The sequence below is a fragment of the Lentzea jiangxiensis genome, assembly GCF_900104175.1.
GTDB classification, from domain to species: Bacteria; Actinomycetota; Actinomycetes; order Mycobacteriales; family Pseudonocardiaceae; genus Lentzea; species Lentzea jiangxiensis.
On record NZ_FNIX01000001.1, the window covers coordinates 745,798 to 766,233 of the forward strand.

16 protein-coding genes and 1 tRNA gene are annotated in these 20,436 nt (G+C 69.4%); 8 read left to right on the forward strand and 9 right to left on the reverse strand.

Annotated elements, in window-relative coordinates:
- The first annotated feature begins 112 nt into the window (after window positions 1-112).
- The gene (locus BLQ91_RS03750) at window positions 113-592 is read left to right on the forward strand and encodes a DUF4262 domain-containing protein (RefSeq protein ID WP_090095143.1); all 480 of its coding nucleotides are present in this window, start codon (window positions 113-115) and stop codon (window positions 590-592) included.
- A gap of 276 nt (window positions 593-868) precedes the next feature.
- On the opposite strand, the gene BLQ91_RS03755 is transcribed toward BLQ91_RS03750, so the two are convergent.
- On the reverse strand, window positions 869-1,822 hold the full coding sequence (locus tag BLQ91_RS03755; RefSeq protein ID WP_090095144.1) for a helix-turn-helix transcriptional regulator: 954 nt from the start codon (window positions 1,820-1,822) through the stop codon (window positions 869-871).
- An 82-nt stretch (window positions 1,823-1,904) separates the two neighbouring features.
- On the opposite strand from BLQ91_RS03755, the gene BLQ91_RS03760 reads away from it, so the two are divergent.
- Window positions 1,905-2,378 (forward strand): VOC family protein, encoded by a 474-nt coding sequence (locus BLQ91_RS03760; RefSeq protein WP_090095146.1) that lies wholly within the window; start codon window positions 1,905-1,907, stop codon window positions 2,376-2,378.
- Between the two features lie 15 nt (window positions 2,379-2,393).
- Here the strand turns inward: BLQ91_RS03760 and BLQ91_RS03765 are convergent, their stop codons facing one another.
- The 4 genes from BLQ91_RS03765 to BLQ91_RS41035 all read right to left on the reverse strand — a co-directional run bounded on the left by BLQ91_RS03765 (window position 2,394) and on the right by BLQ91_RS41035 (window position 6,301).
- Window positions 2,394-3,764 (reverse strand): NAD(P)/FAD-dependent oxidoreductase, encoded by a 1,371-nt coding sequence (locus BLQ91_RS03765; RefSeq protein ID WP_090095148.1) that lies wholly within the window; start codon window positions 3,762-3,764, stop codon window positions 2,394-2,396.
- Complete coding sequence (locus tag BLQ91_RS03770) at window positions 3,765-4,985, reverse strand: MAB_1171c family putative transporter (RefSeq protein WP_090095149.1); 1,221 nt, start codon at window positions 4,983-4,985, stop codon at window positions 3,765-3,767.
- Window positions 4,972-5,529 carry a hypothetical protein gene (locus BLQ91_RS40090; RefSeq protein ID WP_176959553.1) on the reverse strand — a complete coding sequence of 186 codons (558 nt, stop codon included), beginning with the start codon at window positions 5,527-5,529 and terminating at the stop codon, window positions 4,972-4,974. Before BLQ91_RS40090 ends, BLQ91_RS03770 begins: the two co-directional genes overlap by 14 nt.
- Window positions 5,530-5,593: 64 nt before the next feature.
- Window positions 5,594-6,301, reverse strand: coding sequence for a hypothetical protein (locus BLQ91_RS41035; RefSeq protein ID WP_176959554.1), 708 nt, complete (start codon window positions 6,299-6,301; stop codon window positions 5,594-5,596).
- A gap of 225 nt (window positions 6,302-6,526) precedes the next feature.
- Here BLQ91_RS41035 and BLQ91_RS41040 point away from each other — a divergent pair, with 225 nt between their 5' ends.
- Both BLQ91_RS41040 and BLQ91_RS03785 read left to right on the forward strand, forming a co-directional pair.
- Window positions 6,527-7,441 carry a GGDEF domain-containing protein gene (locus tag BLQ91_RS41040; protein WP_245733214.1) on the forward strand — a complete coding sequence of 305 codons (915 nt, stop codon included), beginning with the start codon at window positions 6,527-6,529 and terminating at the stop codon, window positions 7,439-7,441.
- 252 nt (window positions 7,442-7,693) lie between these two features.
- Complete coding sequence (locus BLQ91_RS03785) at window positions 7,694-9,781, forward strand: M6 family metalloprotease domain-containing protein (protein ID WP_090095155.1); 2,088 nt, start codon at window positions 7,694-7,696, stop codon at window positions 9,779-9,781.
- 42 nt (window positions 9,782-9,823) lie between these two features.
- Here the strand turns inward: BLQ91_RS03785 and BLQ91_RS03790 are convergent, their stop codons facing one another.
- Window positions 9,824-11,218, reverse strand: coding sequence for an LLM class flavin-dependent oxidoreductase (locus BLQ91_RS03790; protein ID WP_090095157.1), 1,395 nt, complete (start codon window positions 11,216-11,218; stop codon window positions 9,824-9,826).
- 64 nt (window positions 11,219-11,282) lie between these two features.
- On the opposite strand from BLQ91_RS03790, the gene BLQ91_RS03795 reads away from it, so the two are divergent.
- Window positions 11,283-11,765 (forward strand): MarR family winged helix-turn-helix transcriptional regulator, encoded by a 483-nt coding sequence (locus BLQ91_RS03795; protein ID WP_245733070.1) that lies wholly within the window; start codon window positions 11,283-11,285, stop codon window positions 11,763-11,765.
- 103 nt (window positions 11,766-11,868) lie between these two features.
- Here the strand turns inward: BLQ91_RS03795 and BLQ91_RS03800 are convergent, their stop codons facing one another.
- Window positions 11,869-12,660 (reverse strand): hypothetical protein, encoded by a 792-nt coding sequence (locus tag BLQ91_RS03800; RefSeq protein WP_090095161.1) that lies wholly within the window; start codon window positions 12,658-12,660, stop codon window positions 11,869-11,871.
- A gap of 158 nt (window positions 12,661-12,818) precedes the next feature.
- Between BLQ91_RS03800 and BLQ91_RS03805 the strand changes: the two genes are divergently transcribed.
- Window positions 12,819-13,040 carry an SWIM zinc finger family protein gene (locus BLQ91_RS03805; protein ID WP_090095163.1) on the forward strand — a complete coding sequence of 74 codons (222 nt, stop codon included), beginning with the start codon at window positions 12,819-12,821 and terminating at the stop codon, window positions 13,038-13,040.
- A gap of 1 nt (window position 13,041) precedes the next feature.
- Window positions 13,042-14,436, forward strand: a complete 1,395-nt coding sequence (locus tag BLQ91_RS03810) for a DUF6880 family protein (protein ID WP_090095165.1) — start codon at window positions 13,042-13,044, stop codon at window positions 14,434-14,436.
- Between the two features lie 98 nt (window positions 14,437-14,534).
- On the opposite strand, the gene BLQ91_RS03815 is transcribed toward BLQ91_RS03810, so the two are convergent.
- A tRNA-Arg gene (locus BLQ91_RS03815) sits at window positions 14,535-14,609 on the reverse strand.
- Between the two features lie 150 nt (window positions 14,610-14,759).
- Between BLQ91_RS03815 and BLQ91_RS03820 the strand changes: the two genes are divergently transcribed.
- Window positions 14,760-15,668, forward strand: coding sequence for a cation diffusion facilitator family transporter (locus BLQ91_RS03820; protein WP_090095966.1), 909 nt, complete (start codon window positions 14,760-14,762; stop codon window positions 15,666-15,668).
- Window positions 15,669-15,930: 262 nt separating this feature from the next.
- On the opposite strand, the gene BLQ91_RS03825 is transcribed toward BLQ91_RS03820, so the two are convergent.
- On the reverse strand, window positions 15,931-20,163 hold the full coding sequence (locus BLQ91_RS03825; protein ID WP_090095166.1) for a GH92 family glycosyl hydrolase: 4,233 nt from the start codon (window positions 20,161-20,163) through the stop codon (window positions 15,931-15,933).
- Window positions 20,164-20,436 lie beyond the last annotated feature (273 nt).

The following is a 20,436-nucleotide window of genomic DNA, read 5'->3' on the forward strand; positions in this document are numbered from 1 at the left end:
GATCCAGACGGCCCACAAATCGTTTGTCCACTTTCTGTCCACGAACTGCTCGAAACGATCTTGTCGGTGCTCCTCGGCACACTGGATCCACCACCGATCCGAGGAGATCACGATGTGCTGGGACTGCGACCACCCCGCCGACCGCATGGAACAACACCTGGCCACGCTGCGCCGCTGCATCGACGCGCGGGGCTGGGCCGTCCAGGCGGTGGAACGGGACCGAGCGCACCCGCCCTGGGCCTACACCGTCGGCCTGACCCTGCGCGGCCTGCCGGAGCTCGTGGTGACGGGAATGCCCGTGCTGCAAGCAGGTCGCCTGCTCGACGACGCCGCCGAACACCTGGAGCACAGCTGCCTGCCCGCTCCCGGCTGCCCGTTCAGCCTGCCCGGCGGGCCGGAGCTGGAGGTGGTGCGCGTCGCCCGGCCCTGGGCCCACCTGCTGGTGTCCGCCCGGCTGTTCGGGGAGGGAATCGAGGCCCTGCAGCTCGTGCACGCCGACGAGGAGGGGCGCTGGCCGTGGGACAGCTCGTACCAGGGGGTGCTGGGCGGTCAGCCGGTGCTGGGGGTGAGAGCGGGGCCGCCGGGCAGGTGAGCCGCGCGGCCGCCGGGTGCCGCCGCGTCCTTCTGCGCCAACGGTTCCGGCGATCCCGACGGCCTGCGGTCTCCGGCTCGACGGCTGGTGGATCGACGACCTGGCCTGACTGCCGCCGGCTGCCCGTCACGCGTCGCTCGGTCGCCCGCTGCCAGCAGCCCGCAGGCCGGTCGCCGACCGCTGTCGCCGTCCTCGCCTCACCGACCTGTCGCCTCACTGCCCCGTGAGCCGACGCTTCTCGTTACGCGACACCGCCCGTCACCTCCTACCACCCCTTCATTCCACCGACCGACGAATCCGTTCCCCCAACCCCCGCAAGTGCTCCACGAACTCCACAGGTCCGTCCACCGTGAACTCACACCCGAGCGACGTGAGGCGGAACGCGAGGTACTCGACCGTGTCCTCGGGGCTGTGCCAGCCGCACGACCCGTCGTCGAGCGCGGTCAGCTCACCGGCGAAGTCCCCCAGCCGCGCCCGCGCGAGGTCCACCGGCAGTCGCAGGGTCGCGCGTGCCCGGTAGGTCGGCGCCGTGTCGTACATCCGCTGCGTCACGTACTCCGTCGCGTCCCCGCCGGGCACGGCGCGGGCTGCGAACCGGGCACCGGTCGCGAGCGCGGAGGAGACGCGGTCCAGCCGGAAGATCCGCCAGTCGTCCCGTTCCACGTCGAACGCCAGGAGGTACCAGCGCCGGTCCAGCGCTACCAACTGAACAGGCTCCACGTGCCGTTTGGAGACGACGTTCTCCTGTGCCACGTAGGTGAACCGCACGCGCTCGCGGGCGTTGACCGCGCCGGCGACCACGGAAAGCTGGGCCGGGTCGACCAGCGACGCGGACGAAGCCGCGCCGGCCGCGGTGGCGGACGTCAGCGACGCGACCCGGCGCGCCAGCCGCGGTGGCAACACCTGCTGCAGCTTCGCGAGGGCGCGCAGGGAAGCCTCGGCGATGCCCGCCACCGGTTGCCGCGACGCGGTGCGCAGACCGACCGCGATGGCGACGGCCTCCTCGTCGTCGAGCAGCAGCGGTGGCATCGCCGCACCCGCGACGAGCCGGTACCCGCCGAGCACGCCCAGGGTGGCCTCGACGGGGTACCCGAGATCGCGCAGCCGGTCGACGTCCCGCCGCACCGTCCGCGTCGTCACCTCCAGCCGCACCGCCAGTTCGCTGCCGGGCCACTCGCGAGGCGTCTGCAGCAGCGACAGCAGGCGCAACAACCGAGCCGCGTCACTCATGCCACCAAACTAGGCCAGAAACAGGACCCAAACAGTCCTATATCGGTCATACGGTCGTCCTACCGACACGAGGGAGAGACCGATGAACGTCGTGCCCAGCGGCTACCACACCGTGACGCCGTGGCTGATCACCCCGGGCCGGACGGCCGAGCTGATCGACTTCCTCACGGAGGTGTTCGACGCGACCGAGCTCGGCCGCGTCGGCGAACCGCCGGCGATCGGCCACGCCGAGGTCCGCATCGGCGACTCGGTGGTGATGCTGTTCGACCACCCGAACTGGCCACGCACCCCGGCGTTCCTGCGCCTCTACGTCGCCGACGACGCCACGACGTTGCAGCGAGCCGTGCGCCTCGGCAGCAGGATCGTCACCGAGCCCGCGGAACTGTTCTGGGGCGACAGGGTCAGCCGGTTCGCCGACCCGTTCGGCAACCTGTGGTGGCTGCACCAGCGCGTCGCGGAACCGACCGGGGAGGAGATGGCCGCGAGGATGCAGGACCCGGTGTTCATCCGGGCCATGGAGTACGTGCAGAGCGCGGACTTCGTCCCGCGAATGTGACCGGCGGCCTGACCGTCAGCCCGTCACCCGGTCCCGCTCGTCCGCGGTCAGCGTCGGCTCCGGGGACACCTCACCCCGGGGCCCGCGCATCGTCGCCCACACCACCCTCGGGCTCACGAGACCCGCCATCGGCGCGGACAACGTGAAGGCGTCCAGGAAGGCCCGGGTCACCGGCGCCTCGGTGGTGGCGGTGCGCACCAGGCGATCGACGTAGCGCTGCAGGACCCGCCCGGCCAGCGGCAACGGCTTGCCCACCGCACCGGGGTAGAGGATGTCCTGGTTGGTCGCCATCGCCCAGGCCCCGTCGACGACCTTGCCGATGCCGCGCTGGATCCGCTGCGCGGAGTCGCCCGCGCGCAACCCGGCGTCGAGCGCCTGCGCGCTCTGCGCCGCGATCGACATCCCGTGCCCGTAGACGGGGTTGTAGGTGGCGACGGAGTCGCCCAGCGCGACCAGTCCGGTGGGCCAGGACCTCAGGCGCTCGAAGTACATCCGCCGGTTCGCCGTGCTGTGCGACCCGTACACCGGCGACAACGGCTCGGCCGAAGCGATCAGCTCGCCCACGACCGGATCGCGCACCGAGCGGGCGAAGCCGACGAACTCCGACTCGTCCGTCGAGGGTTCGCCGCCGCGCGTGCCGGACAACGTGACGAGCCAGCGCCCGTCCTCGATCGGCAGCAACGTGGCGGTGCAGCCCGGATGCGGATCGCGCGGGTTCGCCTGCACGTTGACGATCGGGAACCCGGACGCCGCCGGCGGGGGAGCGCGGAAGATCCTGGTGGCGTAGGCGAGGCCGGAGTCCACCGACTCGGACTCCACGGCGGGCAGCCCGAGCTCGGCGAGCCAGGCCGGCAGGCGCGAGCCGCGTCCGGTCGCGTCGACGACCAGGTCCGCCTCCAGCGAGATCCGCTCGCGCGAGACGCGGTCCTCGACCAGCACACCGGTCACGGCGTCCCGGTCGCCCAGCAACGACACCGGCTCGGTCCCCGTCAGCACCGAGATCTTGTCGTCCCGCAACGCGCGGCTGCGCACGACCCAGTCGAGCAACCCGCGGCTGCACGTCACGATGAACTGCATCTCGGGGAACCGCGGCACCCACCCCTGCGCGCTCAGCGACACCAGGTCGTTGGGCACGCCGATCCGGTGCGCGCCGGCGTCGAACAACGCGTCCAGCGTGCCCGGCAGCACCGCGTCGATGGCCCGCGCGCCACCGGACATCAGCAGGTGCGCGTGCCGGGCCTGGGGCACGCCCGACCGCGGCGACGGCCCGTCCGGCAGCTTGTCGCGCTCCACCACGGTGATCTCGTCGTAGTGCCGGACGAGGACGGACGCCGTGAGCATGCCCGCGAGCCCTCCACCGAGGACAACGGCGTGTGTCGGTGCCATCTATTCCATTCCCCCTGCTGCGTCCACGCGTGCCGCGACGGCGGCTACGGCGGCATCGACTATCGGCGAGTGCTGGTAGGCCCGCGAGATCCGCACCCACCTGTCGTGCTCGGCCGCGAGGTCGGTGCCGTCGACGATCTCCGCGGCGGGGCGCCGTACCGGTTCCCGCGCGCGTCCACCGGACGAGCCCGCGACCCGCAGCTGGGCCGCCTCCACGACGGCGGCCACCTCGTCCTTGGTGAGCGAAGCCTCGTGCGCGAGAGAGGCCGCGGCCTCACCGACGTTCAGGTCGAAGTACGGCGTGAGCGCCCAGCGCCAGTCGTTGAGCTCGATGATCTGCCGGCGCACGCGGTGGTGCGGGTTGAGGTGCTTGCCCGGCGCCACGAGGACGATCGCGGGGTTCACGTGCACCAGCGCGCGGTGCAGGGGCCGCAGCGCGAAGTACGTGCGCCACCGCCGCACCCACAGCGAGGGCGACGGGCGGCGCGGCCCGAAGACCGGCAGCGCCATCGCGATCACCAGCGGGATCATCGACAGCGACGCCATCAGGGGCGCCGTCGTGCTCAGCACGTCGAAGCCGTGCTCGCCCGCCCAGTTCGTCAGCAGCACGAACAGCTTGATGACCGCGAACATCATGGGGAACAACGCCGCCGCGCAGTACCAGCGCAACCCGAGGCGCAGCCACGGGCGGGTGGAGATCGCCTCGTCGCACGACCCCTGCCAGCAGTGGTAGGCCTGGCCGCCGCAGCCGATCATCGTGGCCACGAGGTAGATGAACAGGAACACCGCGATCGTCGGCTGCGTCGCGTAGAACGTGTCGAAGTCGACCTGCCGCTCCTCCCCGACCTCGGACTCGGAGAACAGCACGATCATCGCGGCGACGATCGAGGCGTAGCCGACGACGATCAGCCGGACCCGCCGCCAGGCCTGGGCCGCCGGGTACCTCCAGTACAGCACCAGCGCGAACGCCGACCCCGCGAAGCACACCACGAGGCTGTAGACGAGCAGGGCGGCGAAGTTCGGCACGCCGCTCGTGCGGTTGATCCAGCCGATGTTCGCGGGCGCCGCGCAGAGCAGGGCGAACGCCGAGAAGAACACGGTGGAGATCAGCGCGACGACACGGGGGCTGCCCCAGCTCGACCGCAGCGCGCGGATCTTGTAGGCGAGGAGGAGCAGCCCGACGACACCGCACGAGAGGTAGATCAGGTTAAAGATCGCCACGACGCACCCAGCGAGATCTTCCTTCGAGCGACTCGGCCACGCGCCGCACGTGCGCGGGTTCCTCGGTGGCCGCCGTGTCGGCCCAGACCCGGTGTTCGGTCAGCCGTTCCAGCAGGTGGTCGGCGAGGTTCTCGGCCTCGCGCTCCTCGTCCTCGGTCAGCGCCGTCCGGCCGGCGATGATCTTCGCCATTCGCGGCAGCAGGTGCGGAGCGAGCCTGCGCAGGCCCTCGTCACGGCTCAGCGCGACGGGCTGGTGCTCGAGCAGGACGTGCGCGAACTCGTGCAGCAGCACGTGCAGGCGGTGGTACCAGGACGGGGAGTCCGCGCAGATGACGAGGTACGTGCCGTTCTCCAGCAACGCCGTCGCGCCGCTCAGGCAGACCGCGTTCGTGATGGCGGCGAAGCGGACGTCGACCGGACGCCCGAGGCGTTCGCCCATCAGCTCGCAGACCCGGCGGCTCGCGTCCCGGTGCGTGGCGTCGGGCGGCAGGCCGAGGTCCCGGGCGACCTCGTCGACCAGCTTGCGCAGTTTCCTGCGGTTCACCCGTCGCCTCCTCTCGATGTCGTCTGCAGCGGTCCAGGCCGAGATCTTCACGCAGCGGGCGCCATCAAGTGTGGTCCGCGGACGTGCGACGGCTGTTCAGCGGGAACGACCAGCCTTCGCCGACTTCGAGAGCCTGCCGGAACCCTTCTACCGCAGCAGCCCTGGCTTGCGGGGACAGATCGCCGGTGCGTTCGGCCAGACGGGTGACGAACTCGACGACGCCGAGCTCGCGCAGCGCGAGGAAGTCCGTGAGCTCGGCGTCGACGCGCGCGGCCAGGTCGTCGTCGAAGAAGTACGCGGGATCGGCGCCGAAGTGGTCGGCCAGGCCGAGGATGTGCTTGAGCCGCGGGTTGCCGCTGGTGTTGCCGAGCAGTTCGCGGATGTAGCTCGCGGAGATGCTGCCGAACTGGCCGGACGCGCTGATCGCGGCGGCGACCTCCTCCGGCGACCACGGGCCGCGGTCCGGCGGGTGCACGGCTTCGAAGAGAGTGCTCAACGCCGTTGCGCGCCAACCGGGTCGTTCCGCCGGGTGCAGCTCACGACGGCCGCCGAGGAACACCGCGGGGTGCACGCCGAGCGCGCCGGCGAGGTCCACGATCGCCTGGCAGGTCGGGTTGTCCTTCACGCCGAGCCGCAACTGCGAGATGTAGCCGTGCCCGATGTCGCCGCCCCGCGACTTCACCGCCGCGGCGAGCGCCACGTTGGTGACCTTGCCCCGGCCGTCGGGCGGGTTGGTGCACAGCTCGTTGAGGACCTCGGCGAACGGCCTCACGCCACACCTCCGGTGGAGCGACTCGGGGCCAGCGATCATTCCACTGGTGTGGAACCCCGAGAGCATATGGCATCACAAGGGTTGAATCCACCTGACGGTAGCCCTATGATCACACTCCGCCGCTTGCACTGTTGTGTCGCGTTTGATCCGAACGACGTCACTTCAGTTGAAAGGGGCAGATCGGGCCAGTCGGAGCATCCGGGGGGACTCATGGCGACTGCGCGGATGGGGTTGCCGGTGGACCACGGGTATCTGCGCCTGCACGACGAGAGCGCGCCTTCGCGCTGTGTCTCGTGCGCGCAACCCGTTGGTGCATGGGCGACAGACCGCCTGACGGGCCTTCTCGGCCGTTGGGGCTGGGACGACCAGGCTCCTGCCGCATACCGCCGGGCTCAGCGCCGCTGGGAGCACGTGGCGCTGCTCATGGTCGACCTCGACCGCTTCAAGAAGATCAACGACGAGTACGGCCACCCCGCCGGTGACGTGGTGCTGACCGACGTCGCCGCGGTCCTCGCAACCCACACGCGCCCGACAGACCTCGTGTGCCGTCACGGTGGCGATGAGTTCCTCGTGCTGCTGCCGCGCACCACAGGCCGAGAAGCGGCCCTCATCGCCGAATGCATCCTGCGCGACATCCGCGCGTTGCAGACCGAGATCACCACGAACGACGGCTACCACGTGACGCTGCACGGCCAGACGGCGTCCATCGGCGTCTCGTCCCACGTGCCCGGCAGCGAGGACACGCTGCTCGACCTGGTCCGCGAGACCGACGCGGCCCTGCAGCGGGCCAAGCGCGCCGGTCGCGCCCGCGTCCAGGTGCACGACCCGAGCGCGTTCACCACCGAGCACAGCGTCGACCCGGCGGCCCTGCACCACCTGCTCGCGTTGCAGGACCTGATGAGCAGCGACCAGCTCCCGCAGGTGCTGGTGGCGCTGTCCGACGGCCCCAAGGCGGTGGAGGACCTCGTCCCCGGCCTCGGTCCGAGGGTGATCATGACCCTGGAACGCTTGCAGGGCAACGGCTTCGTGCTCCGCCGCGCCGCGCGCTACGAACTCACCGCCGCCGCCCGCGAGTGGATCACCGACGTGCTGCCGGCCGTGGCCGCTTGGACGAACCGCCACCACGGCCCGGTCCGTTAGGCCGCACCCCGGGCAAGAGGGACCGAGCAGGAATCGAGAAGTCCGAACCGGGTGGCGCGCCTACCGTCCGAGCCATGTGCTTCATGTTCGGTGCCGGCAAGGAAGACGTGCGACGGATCCTCGAGGCCGAGAACGGCCGGGGGGCCGACCCCGAACCGGCAGAGGCCCGGATGTGCTGGCGGGCGGTCTCGTCCTCACTGCCAGACGATCGAAGGGTGGCTGGCACGGGCGGGTCTGCACCACGGTGAGCAGATGGACCGCAGACACCGGCGCCCTGCCCTGCTGATCACCGCGTTCCTCTCGGTCGCGATGGTCACCGCCGGCAACTCCGCCGCAGCCCCGCCCGACCAGCCGCAGCACCACTGGCAGTACGACCACTGGCCGCAGCAGCAGCCGTGGCAGCAGTCGAGGGACTCCGCCCGCGTGCTCGCGCAGGCCGGTTTCCCCGGCCCGATCGACCCGCAGAACTGGGTCAACCCCGACCACATGACGTGGGAGCGGGACTACCGGAAGATTCCCGGCACCAACTGGGCCGACCCGTCGGTGACGGGGTCGGTGCGCAACTTCAAGGGCGCGGTGGTCCTGCTGGACTACCCGAACCAGCCGTTCGTCGTCACGCAGCCCCGCAACTTCACGGTGTTCGGCAACCCGAGCGCCGAGGCGAGCAACGTCCCGCGCGCCGCGGTCGCGCAGTTCTACCAGGACTTCCTCAACAAGCCGAACGGCCTCAACCGGGGCCACACGGTGCACGAGTACTGGATGGAGACCTCCGGCGGGCGCTACGGCGTCGAGCTCAAGGCGTTCGGCCCGTACACGATGCCGGGCAAGGACCACGAGTACGCCATGGAGTTCCAGGGCGGGACCGCCTGTCCCGCAGGCGACTCGTGCAACCGCGACATCCGCACGGACGGCCGTGCCGCGTGGGTGGCGGACGTCGGCGCCGAGGTGCCGGCGGGCTACGACTTCATCTACTACCTGTCGGCGGGCCAGGACGAGTCCGGCACGTGGCAGGAGTTCGGGATGATGAAGTTCCGGACGAAGGAGGACGTCACCGACGCCTTCGGCCCGCCGGACCCCGCGCTGCCGAACTTCTCGCGCACCCGGTACGTCGACTGGACGTCGTGGGCGGCGGGCTCGTCGCTGTGGCCCAACGCGAGCGGCGGCTCGTCCACCCAGGCGGAGAGCTCCGGCCAGGGCGTCTACGCGCACGAGCTGAGCCACATCCTCGGCATCGGCGACAACTACAACAACCCGTACGGCACCCCGCCGCGCCGTGACTACAGCGGCCCGTGGGACATGCTCTCGCGCGGCTCGTTCAACGGCCCCGGCGGCCCGCACTCGCGCTGGACCATCCCGGCCACCGGCGGCGGATCCCTGGGAGCGCAGCAGACCCTGCGCAACAAGATCAAGCTCGGCATCATCGACGAGCGCAACGTCCTGCGGCTCTCGCGGGAGGCGCTGGCGAGTTCCGGCACGGTCATCGCGAAGATCACCGCACGCGAGGTCGACCCCGGCGCGACCGGCCTGACCGGCATCAACCTCGCACTCGGCACCGGGGACAAGACGCCTTCCTGCAACGTGAGCACCGACCCGTTCTGCGACGGCGGCGGCTACCACAACTACACGCTGGAAGTCGTCGACCGCATGGGCGCCGACTCGTTCACCCCGGACTCCGGCGTCCTGCTCGCCAAGACCAAGAACGTCGACGCCGCACCGTTCACGTGGGTGGTCGACGCCAACCCGCAGGACATCGGCATGACCGACTACGTCCTGCCCGACGGCACCAAGGTCCCGATCACGATCGGCGACTACCGGCAGCTGTCCGACGCCCTGTTCCACGCGGGCACGAACTCGGGCAGCGAGTACGAGTTCGTCGACACGGCGAACCGCCTGCACTTCTACGTCCTGGACGTGCGGCGCGACTCCCGCGGCGTGCTGTCGTACACCGTCGCGATCCGGTCCCTGGACGGCGCCGGGCCGCAGCAGCGCGGCGTGCGCGTCACGCCCACCGCCGCCCGCGCCGACGGGTCGGGAGTGGCGACCTGCCGCTTCCCGCTGACCAACACCGGCCGCGCCGCGGCTCCCGGCGGTCAGCACCCGGAACCCGTCGACCAGTACCTCGACGGTGACGTCTACCGCGTGACGGCGAAGGCGGAGAACGGCTGGACCGTCTCCGTGCCGAACGCGCTGGCGACGGCGAAGTTCGGCGGCCGGGTCGACGTTCCGGTGCACGCCCGGCGCAACGGCGGACCGATCATGTCCAAGGTGACGCTGACGGCCGTGTCGGAGAGCAACCCCGGCCGGTCCGCGACCGCCACCTGCACGGTGACGGGCCGCTAGCGGTGACGGCTCCGGACCGGCCCGCGCCGGTCCGGAGTGCGGTCAGTGGTGGTGAGCGATGCGGGCCATCGGCTCGACCAGCTCACCCTCCTCATAGGACAGATGCGACAGCAACGTGTCCGTGAGCAGGTCGACCGCGTCCCGCACCTCGCCGATCCGGTGCGGCTCCGCGACCGTGGCCACCAGCGCGGCGTCGAGGCGTTCGAGCACCTCGTGGATGACCTGGTGCTCCTCGGTCAGCCGGTCGAGCACCGGGCCGAGGCGCGGGTCGCCCTGCCTGAGCTGCGGGTAGAGGCTCGTGTCCTCCAGCGTGTGGTGGATCGTCACCAGGCGGCAGTAGGTCTCGCAGTACGCGCCCATCGTCCAGTTGTTCTGGCGCATGGTCATCGTGTTGATCTCGGACCGCGCGTCGCCGATGTCGAGCACGCCGTCCGCGGCCTGCCCGACGATCTCGCGGATCTTCTTCAGCTCGTCGCGCAGGTGGTTGTGGACCCCGATCAGCTGACGCCCCAAGGCTCTACCTGAAGCGGTGTAGACGGCGTCCGCTTCAGGCGCCGGGCCTTCTGGGCGGGCGGACTCGTCCCACGGCAGCTTCGAACCGCGTTCCTTCTGCACGATCTCACGCACGGCAGGAGCGATCTCCTCCGCGAACGTGCGCAGTTCGTCGTCGGTCTCGACCATCAGGATGAAGCCGCTCATGCCGTCGTCGAGCGCCAACTCGGCGAGTTGGTCGGCGGTGAACCCGGGGGCGATGTTGTAGAGCCGGCGGATGTCTTTGGGAGACCGCCCGGCTTCTTGCGCGGCCTCGTCGATGATGGCGTTCATCGCCTGGAGTTGTTGTGGTGGCGCGTACGGGCTCGACGGCAGCCAACCGTCCGCCTTCCGCCCGGTCAGCTGCAGCATCCGCTTCTTGTAGGCACCGAGCCAGATGCCGACGTCGTGCGCGGGGAACGGTCCGGGACGCGCACCGCCGAGCGAATAGTGCTTGCCCTGCAAGCGACTCCCGCGACCAGGCGTCCACAGCGCCCTGATCACCGCGATGGCTTCCTCGAGCGCCTCGACCGACTCGGCCGGGGTGCGCCGAGGCCCGCCCATGGCCGCGATGGCGTCCCAGAACGCGCCCGCGCCAAGCCCCAGCTCAACCCGCCCGCCGGTGATGACGTCCAAACTCGCCGCCGCACGCGCAAGCACGGCCGGCGGCCTGAGAGGCAGGTTCGCGACGTTGGGGAACACACGGACGTTGGTGGTGGCCCCGCCGATGACCGACAACGACGTCCACGTGTCGAGGTGCGTCGCGTTGTACGGGTGGTCCTGAAGGCTGACGAACTCCAGTCCGAGCACGTCAGCGGCCTGCGCGAGCCGCAACGTGTCACCGAACCTCTCCGCCGCCGGCGGCAGGAACACCCCGAACTCGACCGGGTGGCCGTAATCTGTCATGCCGAAAGTATGCCATGCAGATGTTCTGTTTAACAGACGTTCTGCTCGGGCTATCATTGGTCGGGTGACCGCGCTAGAGGACGACTTCGGCTGGACCCTCGGCGTGGTGTTCCGCGCCTTCGTCAAGGCGACGAACGCGGCCGTGGGTGACCTCCCTGGAGGCCACCGCGGCTACCAGATCCTCACCGCCTCGGTGCGCGACCAGCCGGAGAGCCAGTCCGCGCTCTGCCAGCAACTGGGCATCGACCGCACGGTGATGACGTACCTGCTCGACGACCTGGAACGCGCCTCCCTGGTGGAACGCCGCCCCGCCCCCACCGACCGCCGCACCCGCCTGGTCGTGGCGACCGAGACGGGCCGCGCGCGGCTGACCGAGCTGGACCTGCGCCTCTGCCACGCCGAGGCCCACGTCCTGTCAGGGCTGTCGGCGGCGGACCGCAAGACGTTCAAGGCGCTGCTGTGCCGGCTGGCGGGGCACGTCAACGAGCTCGACCCGGTGCCGAGCGCGTGCCAGGCCGTGCAGGACATCGCCGCGAGCACCTCCTGACCCGACCGGGTGGCCTGGTCGGGTCAGCGGTGGATCTCTCGGTCCTTTGGCCTGCGCGCCGGTTGTTGGTGTTCGCGAGTGCGACCCGTCCCGGTCGTGCGGGCTACGCCGGGTTCTCCGCGACGGCGAGGTAGTCCGTGTAGATCTGCGGCGAGCCCGAGAACGAGGCCAGTTGCTTCCACTCCTCGTACATCTGCTTGGTGTCGCGGTGGGCGGCCGCGAACTCCGCGGCCTCGCCGGTGGCGATGTCGGGCTCGGGGTAGAAGACGTCCAGTGCGTCCAGGCTCGCGATCTCCATCATCATCACGTACTGGTCGAGGCGGTTGCCCCGCTCGCCCTTGAGCACGTGGAAGCGCCAGTCCGGGTAGTCGTCGATCCGGTGGTGGTTCTCGGCGATGAAGCGGTCGAACATCTCCTCGGTCACACCGGCGCGCAACGCCAGGTTGTGGATCCCGATGACCCGGGCGACGGGCTCCTCGCCCGGGCGGTCGCGGTAGCGGGGGCCGGGCGTGACCGTGCTCCGCGGGTTGTCGGCCAGCAGCCGGTAGTCGGTGAACAACGTCGGCAGCTCACCGAACGTGCCCAGCCGTCGCCATCGCGCCAGCACGGCCTCCGCCTCGGGGTGCCGCGCCCAGAACAGCCGGGCCAGCTCGGTCTGCTCACCCCTGGCAGTGACGTAGCGGTCGCGCTGCTCGGCGCTGTCGATCTCGTACAACATCAGGTACTGCCCGGTCCGCTCTCCGCGCAAGCCGCGCAGCAGAGTCCACCGCCACCCTGGGTACAAGGGCAGGTGAACGCCTTCAGCGCGCACGAAGGTCTCGAACTCCTCCGGCGTGACACCAGCCTCCGTGTCGATGGCGATGTACTGGAAGGTGAACACCGACGAGCGTCCCATTGCGTCCAATCCTCGTGCCGTGAAAGGGAACGCGCGTCCGACAAGCACGAGTCCCCTGCACCACATCCTGCCAGCTCCGGGGAGAACGGGGCCTGCGGGACTTCCCCGGTGGACGCGATCTGACCGCTGGTTGCGGGTGCCTGGCAGGATGGCCGGCCGTGGCGGTGACCAAGGGCACGGTGCGGAAGCTGGCTGACGAGAGGTCGTTCGAGCGAGGCGAGCGGTACTTCGCGGCCGGCCAGGTTCGGCGGGTCGCGGTGGACGGGTCGACCGTGACCGCAACGGTGGACGGCACGCAGACTTATCGCGTGCGGCGCCGACGGCGTGTTTTGCAAGCACTGCGTCGCTACTTCGCTGGCATGGCTGGAGCAAGGCGGTGAGGTGGGGGAGCCGCGTGCGAAGCCGTTGTCGGACAAGCGCTTGCGGTTGTTCCTGCGTGGTTGTGATCAGGAGTGGCTGGTCGAGCAGCTGATGACGGCCGCGAAATCCGATCGCGTGCTGCGCGCCCGGCTCGCCGCCGCGGCCGGGCAGAAGAACGAGTTCGACGACCGTGATATCAGAGTCCGCTTGGAACGGGCCATCGACATTCCCGATTTCATCGACTACAGCGGGGCGTACGGCTACTTCCTGCACGTCGGTGAGGCCCTGGACGAAGTCGAGCGACTGGTCGGAGCAGGGTTCGCCGATGCCGCGATCACTCTCGCCGAGTACGCGCTGGAACTGCTGGAGTCCTCGGCCGAGCGGGTGGACGACTCCGACGGCGGGCTGTCCGAGGCGATCGCCCGCGCGGAGGAGATCCACCTGGCGGCATGTGAGGCGGGCTCACCGGACCCGGTGGAGCTGGCCGAGCGTCTGGTCACGCGGGCGGTGAGCAGCGACTACGAGGTGTTCCTCGACGTGCTGCCCGCGTACGAGGACGTGCTCGGCGCAGCGGGCTTGGCGCGGTACCGGGAACTCGTCGAGCAGGCGTGGCGGAAGCTGCCGCCGAAGAAGCCGAACGACTACGGCGCCCGCCGCTTCGTCATCACCCATCTCATGGAGAACCTGGCCGAGTCGTCGGGAGGGGCGGACGGGCTGGTCGAGGTGCTGGCCCGGGACGTCACGAGTTCTTACGACGTGCTCCGCATCGCTGAGCGGCTGTGTGCCGACGACCGTGACGACGAGGCGCTGACCTGGCTGGAACGCGGCCTGGCCGACTTCGAACCCGACTTCCGCCTGCGCGATCTGGCCGCCGAGATCCACGTGCGCGCGGGCCGGCTCGACCGGGCAGGCGAGATGCTCTGGGCCAACTTCACCGAGCGGCCGAGCCTGGAGACCTTCCGCGCGCTCCGCGACGGCACCACTGGTGACTTTCCGCAATGGCGGGAACGCGCGCTGGCCTTCCTCGCCGACCTGCCGCCCGTCAAGGGATCATGGTCATTGGGCCGCTCGACGTTGGTGGAGATCCTGCTGGCCGATGATGACCACGAGGCTGCCTGGAAGGCCGCGGTCGACGGCGGCTGCTCGGACGGTCTGTGGCTTCGCCTCGCGCGTGTCCGTGCCGCAAGCCGTCCGGCCGACGCCATTCCGATCCTGCTCCGCGCCGCCGACCGAGCGATCGAAGTACGCAACCGTGACTCCTATCAGGCGGCCGTGCGCTTGCTGGCCGAGGCCAAGACGCTGTTCACCCGCTGCGACCGCGACGACGACTTCCGCGCTCACATGACCGCTGTGCGCGACGCGCACCGCACGAAGTGGGCCCTGCGTCAGGAACTCGATTGGGCCCGGTTGCCTTGATCAGCCGGGAGCAGCAGACGGCCGGCTCTGGCCAAACATGGCTGGACACGACAAAACGCCCGCTGAGCGGATTTGCGCTGCTCAACGGGCGTTCTCACTGGTGCCCCCGGCAGGATTCGAACCTGCGCTCCCGCCTCCGGAGGGCGGTGCTCTATCCCCTGAGCTACGGGGGCCGTAGCTACGTGGAAGATCCTAGCGCACACCCGCCACCCCGTTTCACCCCTACCCCCACCAACCCGCCAGGCGTGGCGTCCGTCACCGGATCGGCTGGTGGGGAACAGCGCGGATTGCACTCATGCGCATGTCGCTATATGTTCCGAAGCATGGGCCACGGGCATGGGCACGGCACGGCGTCTGCGAGCGGGCAGCACACCGGCAAGCTGTGGGTTGCGTTCGGCATCGGTGCCGTCTTCATGGTCGTCGAATTCGTCGTGGGGTTCGCGACGTCCTCGCTCGCGCTGATCTCCGATGCGGCGCACATGCTCACGGACGTGCTCGGGGTCGGGATGGCGCTGGCCGCGATCATGGTCGCCAGGAGGGCCAGGGCCGGGAAGAACCGCACGTTCGGGTTGTACCGGGCCGAGGTGCTGGCGGCGCTGGCCAACGCGGTGCTGCTCTTCGGGGTCGCCGGGTACGTGGTCTACGAGGCGTTCGGGCGGTTCCAGGACCCGCCGAGTGTGCCGGGGTGGCCGGTGCTCATCGCGGCGGGGTTGGGGCTCGCTGCCAACCTCGTCAGCTTCAGCGTCCTCAGGGAGGGCGCCAAGGAGAGCATCAACGTCAGGGGCGCGTACCTGGAGGTCCTGGCCGACCTGGTCGGGTCGGTGGGGGTGCTGGCTTCCGCGGTCGTCACGATCACGACGGGGTGGAAGTACGCGGACCCGATCATGGGTGTGCTCATCGGGGTGTGGGTGCTGCCGCGGACCTATGTGCTGGCGAAGAACGCTTTGCACATCCTCTTCCAGCACGCGCCGGAACGGTTGGACGTCACGGAGGTGCAGCAGGCGCTCGCCGAGTTGCCCGGTGTCACGGAGGCGCACGACCTGCACGTCTGGACGCTCACGAGCGGGATGGAGGTGGCTTCGGCGCACCTCACGACCGCGCCGGACGCCGACCACGAGACCGTGCTCAAGGCCGCTCAGTCGTTGCTGGCGACCAAGTACCACATCGAGCACGCCACGCTGCAGGTCGAGGGCGGCTCGTCAGCGCAGCGGTGCCGGGAGCTTTCCTGGTGATGCCGGGAGATCGCGGATCCCGTCCTTGGTGGACGGGGCTCCGGTTCGTGACGGAACGATTTCCGTCCTCGGCTGGGGGACCGCGATCCGCACACGGCCTCGTTCGAACGGCACCACAAGAGCCTCCCCAGTCACCACGCGCGGAATGCCAAGATCTCATCGGAGTATGTCTGAAAGGGATAGATCCTTTCAGGTGAACGGGAAAGGCCGCGTTCCGTGACGGAACGCGGCCTTCCTCGTCAGCGCGACGGGCGGCTACGCACTACAGCCCGGCACACTGCCCTGCCTTCGGACCCTTCACGTCGTTCGCGAAGCCGTTGTTCGACGGCTCCGGGTCGTTGCCGGTGCAGGACAACGGCCCGCCGACGGTGGAGAACGCCACGACCGACCTGGTCTTGTTCGACGTCAGCGACACGGGGCCGCTGACCGACGTGTTCTCGACCGCCACCTCGGTGGCCGAGCCGTGGACCGTCACCGGACCGGCCACGTTGGTGCCGACGAGCACCACGGAACCCGCGTCCGACGCCGAGATCGGGCCCTTGACCTCGCCGCCGAAGACGTACAGCGTGGCGCCGCGGGCAACCGTCACCGGACCGCTGATCGTGGCACCGTCCACATAGGTCACGCCCTTGACCTGGAGCGGGCCGTTGACCGTGCCGGTCACCGTGGTGGTGGCGGCCGGCAGCGGCTTCGACATCAGCTCGAACTCGGCGAGCGCGACGTCGCCGGAGAACTCCAGGCGGTAGAAGTTGTAGCGACCCGGCGAGGCGATCTTGAACGACCGGGTGTACTGCTGCCACTGGAAGGTCTCACCGGAGCGCTTGTCGACCGTTGCCCACGTCTTGCCGTCGTAGGAGCCCTTCAGCTCCCAAGCCGACGGCGAGGTGCCCGTGCGGGCGTTCGTGAGCGTGTAGAACTCGGCCTTCTCCTTGGCGTCCGCCGCCTTGAAGTCGAACGAGCGGACCACCGCGGACGTGGAGGAGTTGTTGTCCACCAGGGCAGAGGTGGACACACCCGTGGCCACGTCGCGCAGCGGCGTCGGGACCGCGTCGCCCCGGGTGATCGAGTCCGGCACGTCGTTGACGCCGGTGCCCCACGCCGAGGGGTTCGGACCCATGTCGAAGTCGATCGTGGCACCGGCCGCGAGCACGTCGTGCGGCAGCGACGTCTTGTTCCACGCCTTGCCGTTGACCTTCACGCCCTGCACGTAGATGTTCTTCGCGCTGTTCTTCGGCGCGTTGATGACGAGCTTCTTGCCGTTCTCGAGCTTCACGGTCGCCTTGGTGAACAGCGGCGACCCGATCGCGTAGGCCGGCTTGCCCATCTGCAGCGGGTAGAAGCCCAGCGAGGAGAACAGGTGCCAGGCCGACATCTCGCCGTTGTCCTCGTCGCCCGCGTAGCCCTGGCCCTCCTGCGAGCCGACGTACAGGCGCGACAGGATCTCCCGCACCTTCTCCGCCGTCCGCGCGGGCTTGCCGGCGTAGTTGTACATGTAGGCGATGTGGTGCGACGGCTGGTTGGAGTGGCCGTACTGGCCCATCCGCACGTCCCGCGCCTCGATCATCTCGTGGATCACGCCGCCGTAGCCGCCGGGGAACTTCGCGGTCTCGGGCAGGGTGAAGAACGAGTCGAGCTTCTGCGCCAGCTTCTCCCGCCCGCCGTACAGGTTCGCGAGACCCTGTCCGTCGTGCGGCACCGTGAACGCCATGTTCCAGCCGTTCGTCTCGGTGTAGTCGTAGCGCCAGTCCTGCGGGTTGTACTTCGCCGGGTCCTCGACGCGCCACGACCCGTCGACGTTGCGGCCCTGGAAGAAGTCGATCCGCTTGTCGAAGGTCAGCACGTAGTTCTGGGCGCGGTTGAGGAAGTACTCGTGCTCCTCGGCGTACCGCTTCTCGCCCGTCTTCTCGTGCAGCGCCTTCGCCATCGACGCGATGCCGAAGTCGTTGAGGTAGCCCTCGATCGCCCACGACCACGCCTCGTGCAGCTGGTCGTTGCCGGTCCAGCCGAGGAAGATCGACCGGTCCATGCCCTTGCGGCCGACGTTGTTGCTCGGCGGCACGACGGACGCGTTCTTCACCGCGGCGTCGTAGGCGGCCTTGACGTCGAAGTTCGACACGCCCTTGAGGTACGCGTCCGCGAACGCCACGTCGGAGCTCGTGCCGGTCATCAGGTCCGCGTAACCGGGGGAGGACCAGCGCGAGATCCAGCCGCCGTCCTTGTACTGCTGGACGAAGCCCTCGGCCATCTCGCCCGCCTTCGACGGCGTGAACAGCGAGTACGCGGGCCAGGTCGTGCGGTAGGTGTCCCAGAACCCGTTGTTGACGTAGACCTTGCCGTCCACGATCTTGGCGCCGGTCCGCGTCGGCGTGTTCTCACCGACCGCGGGTGACACCGGGGACGCGTACCGGGTCTTGCCGCCGACGTTCTCGAAGCCCGAGTTCGGGTAGAGGTAGAGGCGGTACAGGTTGGAGTACAGCGTGATCAGCTGGTCCTCGGAAGCGCCTTCGACCGTGATGATGCCGAGGATCTCGTCCCAGGCGGCCTGCGCCTTGTCGCGCACCGAGTCGAACGTGTCCGACGCGGTGACCTCCTGCTCCAGGTTCGACTTCGCCTGGTCCACGGAGATCAGCGACGTGGCGATGCGCAGCTCGACGGTCTTGTCGCCGAACGAGAAGTAGCCGCCCACGTTGTCGCGGCCCATGCCGGTGAGCTTGCCGCTCGCCGTGACCGCCTTGTCGACCTCGCCGTAGACGAACAGGCGGGTCGCGCCGGTGGACAGGCCGCTCTTGACGTCCGAGTAGCCCGTCACGACGCCGTTGGCGGCGTCGAGGGTGAGGCCACCGGAGTTGTTCACGTTGTCGAAGACGAGGTTCTTCTGGCCCTGGTCGGCGAACGTGAACCGGAAGACCGCCGCGTGGTCGGTCGGCGCGATCTCGGTCTTCATGCCGTTCTCGAAGGTCACGCCGTAGTAGTGCGCCTTCGCGACCTCGTTGTCGTGCTTGAACGGCAGTGCGCGCAGCGCGCGGTCCTGGGTCGGCGCCTTGTCCGACGGCATGACCTGGAACGTCTGGCGGTCACCCATCCACGGGCTGGGCTCGTGGGAGGTCGTGAACGCCTGCAGCGTCGGCAGGTTCTGCGCGTTGTTGCGCTGCTGGTACTCGTACAGCCAGCTCTGCGAACCCGCGTTGGTCATCGGAGACCAGAAGTTGAAGCCGTGCGGAACGGCGGTCGCCGGGAAGTTGTTGCCCCGCGAGAACGAGCCGTTCGAGTTGGTGCCGCGCGTGGTGAGCACGTAGTCGGAGGGCTTCGCGTACTGCTTGGTGACGACGTCGCCGATGCGGATGTCGTCGTACCAGGCGGCGAAGTCCGTCGGTCCCTTCGGGCCGTCGTAGGCGACCAGGACCCGCTTGATCGTCTTGCCGGCCGCGACGGCGCCGATCGTCGACGCCACCTTGTTCCACTGGTTGGTGTAGAGGAACTTGCCCGCGCCTTGGCCCTGCGGCGACAGCACGGCTCCGTGCTGGTCGACGGCCTTGAGGTCGCTCAGGTAGGTGCCGTCGGAGAACGCGAGGTCCACCGCCGAGTACGTGCTCGGGTAGTCCAGGTTGTCGGCCACGAACTCCGGGAAGATCATGTACGACAGCTCGGTCTTCGCTCCGACGGGGATGTCGACGTCGAAGACCTTGTTGTAGCTGTACGCGCGCCCCTCGGTCGTGTGGCGGCCCTGCGTGCGGAACGACTTCACGCCCGTCCAGCCGACGCGCGACTTGGACGTGTAGCCGCCCGTCGGGCCGGTGCCCGTGACGCTGCGCATGTTCGGCGCGGGCGGGTTCGTCGAACCGTCGGACAGCTGCACCTCGGCGAGCTGCACGATGTTCGTGGAGCCGTTGTTCAGCGTGACGTCGAGCTTGTAGTGCAGGAACGACTGCGGCGACGCGATGTCGTACGCCTTCGTCTGGAAGCGCTCGGCGAACGTCTCACCGGTGCGGGTGTCGATCACGGTCCAGTCGGTGCCGTTCGCCGAACCCTGCAGGGTCCAGTTCCTCGGGTCGCGCTCGGGGGAGTCGTTGGCCGACGAGAGCGCGTACTTCCTGATCGTCCTGGCCTCGTCGAACTTGAACGTCGCCCAGCCGGTGGTGGCGAAGACCAGCCACTTGGTGTTGACGCTGCCGTCGACGAGGTTCTCCTTGACCTCGCCCGACTCCGCGTGCTCGCCGTTGGCCCTCACCTCGACGACCTTGTCGGAGACGTTGCCCGGGATGCCCGAGCCGTCCGAGCCGATCACGCCCGCGGCCTTCGGCCCGCCCGCCGCGTCGGTCTCGACGGTGTTCGACCACGACGGTTGAGGTTGACCGTCCTCAAAGGACGACGAAAAACCCACTCCTGGCTCCTCTGGTGCGGCGGCCGCATAGCCGTTGGTGACGCCACACACCAGTGTCGCAGTGATCGCGACGCTCAACAGGGTTGTAGTTCGTCTCTTGCGCAGGTGCCTCATTGCAACCCTTCCGCCCGCCTGCCCCATGTGGGTGGGAGCGTTTCGGCACGTGACATCGTTGTCAAGGGAGTGGACCGGATCTGTCCGTCAACCTGTCCTCTCCGCGGTCGCCGGTCGAGGAAGCCGATCGACGCCTGGGCTCGTCGGTGACCGGCCGCAAGTCGCCGGGTGGTGCGCCAGCGGTCATCGGCGGAGCCGTGGTGGCCCGGGTGGACGAGCGCGACCGCGGCCGGCGGGGTGCGGGAAGATCGCTCCGCATGTCCATTGTGGACA

What these genes read in the sequence shown, in the direction of transcription:
- BLQ91_RS03750 (WP_090095143.1), top strand. Translation starts at nt 113, where the DNA reads ATGTGCTGGGACTGCGACCACCCCGCCGACCGCATGGAACAACACCTG.
- BLQ91_RS03755 (WP_090095144.1), bottom strand. Translation starts at nt 1,822, where the DNA reads ATGAGTGACGCGGCTCGGTTGTTGCGCCTGCTGTCGCTGCTGCAGACG.
- BLQ91_RS03760 (WP_090095146.1), top strand. Translation starts at nt 1,905, where the DNA reads ATGAACGTCGTGCCCAGCGGCTACCACACCGTGACGCCGTGGCTGATC.
- BLQ91_RS03765 (WP_090095148.1), bottom strand. Translation starts at nt 3,764, where the DNA reads ATGGCACCGACACACGCCGTTGTCCTCGGTGGAGGGCTCGCGGGCATG.
- BLQ91_RS41040 (WP_245733214.1), top strand. Translation starts at nt 6,527, where the DNA reads ATGGGGTTGCCGGTGGACCACGGGTATCTGCGCCTGCACGACGAGAGC.
- BLQ91_RS03785 (WP_090095155.1), top strand. Translation starts at nt 7,694, where the DNA reads ATGGACCGCAGACACCGGCGCCCTGCCCTGCTGATCACCGCGTTCCTC.
- BLQ91_RS03790 (WP_090095157.1), bottom strand. Translation starts at nt 11,218, where the DNA reads ATGACAGATTACGGCCACCCGGTCGAGTTCGGGGTGTTCCTGCCGCCG.
- BLQ91_RS03800 (WP_090095161.1), bottom strand. Translation starts at nt 12,660, where the DNA reads ATGGGACGCTCGTCGGTGTTCACCTTCCAGTACATCGCCATCGACACG.
- BLQ91_RS03820 (WP_090095966.1), top strand. Translation starts at nt 14,760, where the DNA reads ATGGGCCACGGGCATGGGCACGGCACGGCGTCTGCGAGCGGGCAGCAC.
- BLQ91_RS03825 (WP_090095166.1), bottom strand. Translation starts at nt 20,163, where the DNA reads ATGAGGCACCTGCGCAAGAGACGAACTACAACCCTGTTGAGCGTCGCG.